The organism is Psychromonas ossibalaenae ATCC BAA-1528, from assembly GCF_000381745.1.
GTDB classification, from domain to species: Bacteria; Pseudomonadota; Gammaproteobacteria; order Enterobacterales; family Psychromonadaceae; genus Psychromonas; species Psychromonas ossibalaenae.
The window spans coordinates 1-1,937 of sequence record NZ_KB907065.1 but is presented as its reverse complement, the minus strand read 5'-3'; the positions used below and the strand labels follow the sequence as shown (position 1 = coordinate 1,937).

General features: G+C 43.8%; 1 protein-coding gene. It reads right to left on the bottom strand.

Annotation, left to right across the window (positions count from 1 at the left end):
* Nucleotides 1-107 precede the first annotated feature (107 nt).
* Nucleotides 108-1,397, bottom strand: a complete 1,290-nt coding sequence (gene ltrA / locus G327_RS0123590; RefSeq protein WP_019617268.1) for a group II intron reverse transcriptase/maturase — start codon at nt 1,395-1,397, stop codon at nt 108-110.
* Between the last annotated feature and the right edge of the window lie 540 nt (nt 1,398-1,937).

Below are 1,937 nucleotides of genomic sequence, written 5' to 3'. Positions count from 1 at the left end.
ATCGTGGTAGAGTGATCTGTTACCAGACCGACCCCACACAGATCCGGACGTGCGGAACTACCGCATCCGGCTCTTCAGTTATATATTCGCTCGTGTAAAACACGACCCTAGTACCAGTCGACAAGAATATTTCGCTTGTTGACTTTCAGTACCTCAATTTGAAAATACGTTAACATCTTCTTGAAATTACTCCAGTTATAACTTTGCCGGCCACTTCGTCTGTTCAGCCATTTATACAGAGTATGCAGTACATAACTAAACAAATGCGATAAGCTTCGACTGTTATCGGGTAATCCAAAATAATTTCTAAATCCTAGCAGTTTTCGTTTCAGTTGGGGTAACCACTCTCTCAATTTGAGCGACCGTTTTGCCTTTATCCACTGATAATATTCGCTTAGTGTGGCTTTCTGTTTCTTAACCGCAGTTCTTCGCCTTAACCTCGCTTTACCATTGGCATCTGTTCCCCAATAAAATTCAAATCCTAGAAATACAAAATGACGTTTTCGCCCGACATGAAACCGGCTGAAGCGCATCAATGATGTTTTATCTTCTGCTACGTCCAAATTGAATTTCTTTAATCGTTTCGGTAACACCTTGTAAAAGCGCTCTGCATCACCTGCAAATTGAAACGCACAGACAAAATCATCTGCATAGCGGATCATCATGCATCGCCCGCGCATTTTAGGTTTTACTTTCTTTTCAAACCATAAGTCCAAAGCGTAGTGAAGATAGATATTGGCCAGCACAGGGCTAATAATTCCGCCTTGTGGGCTACCACTCGATGGCTTATCAAATACGCCATCGGGTGATTTTATCCGCGCTTTTAACCACTGATTTATCAAATTAAGCATCGCCTTATCGTCAATGCGTTGTTTGAGCATCTGCATCAGCCAGTCATGGTCAAGATTATCGAAGAAGCCTTTTATGTCTGCTTCAACAATGTAGCCATAACCTTTAAATTGCAGATTTAAAACCAAACTATGTACCGCTTGATGAGCGCTTTTATTGGGTCGATAACCATAGCTGTTGCGCAGAAAGTCCTGTTCCCAGATGCTTTGCAGGATCTGACTAACACTCTGCTGTACCAGTTTGTCATCTACCGTAGGCAGACCTAATGGCCGTTGTTTACCGTTTGATTTAGGAATAAAGATACGCTTAATATCGTTGGCTCGATAGCATTTCTGTTTCAGCTCCCGACTTAAGCGGTTTATATTTTCCGGCAAGCGTTGCTGATAGTTACTAATGGTCATTCCATCAATACCCGGCGTGGCTTGTTTATTGAGTTGCCCCCAGCTTTGATACAGGCGATCAGTATTTAGTAATCCATATAAATTCTGGAACCTGTGCTTAGGGTGGGTTTGCGCTTTAAATGCGATGCTATCAAGTGCGGTTGTCATAGTGTCTCCAGCCCTACTTTGTCCGGACTATGTGTCTGCTCAATAGCGGATATAACTGTCAGCTCCTTCGCCGTGTACAAGGCTTTCCCCTGCTCAGACTACTACGGGCTGATCTGACTTCCAAAGGGTCATCGTTCGCCTTGCTTTTAGCTGGGCTACCCTACCATTTCCTTATGGAACACCTTTGGATCTCTCAAGTTCCTAATGCATCTCTTCATACATGCCACGACTTGATAACTCCGCTGACTCGCCACAATCTACCATTACGATTGTTTTGCTTGGACTTCGATGGCGTTACAAACCTCGTCAGTCAGAACTTAATTGATTATCGGAGCGATACCAGCACTTCAGGGACACGCATCCCCTATGGCCTATATGATTCTCTGTGTACGCTTCACCTATATTGTTCATCCAGTTGCGAGTAAATCGCTGATAAGTATTTACGAATCCTAGACTCCGCCATAGGCGCAACACTCGATACAGGTGGTTGGTTAAACCTTACCTGACAGGGACTTACACCCTGCAAGATGCATCAAGCTT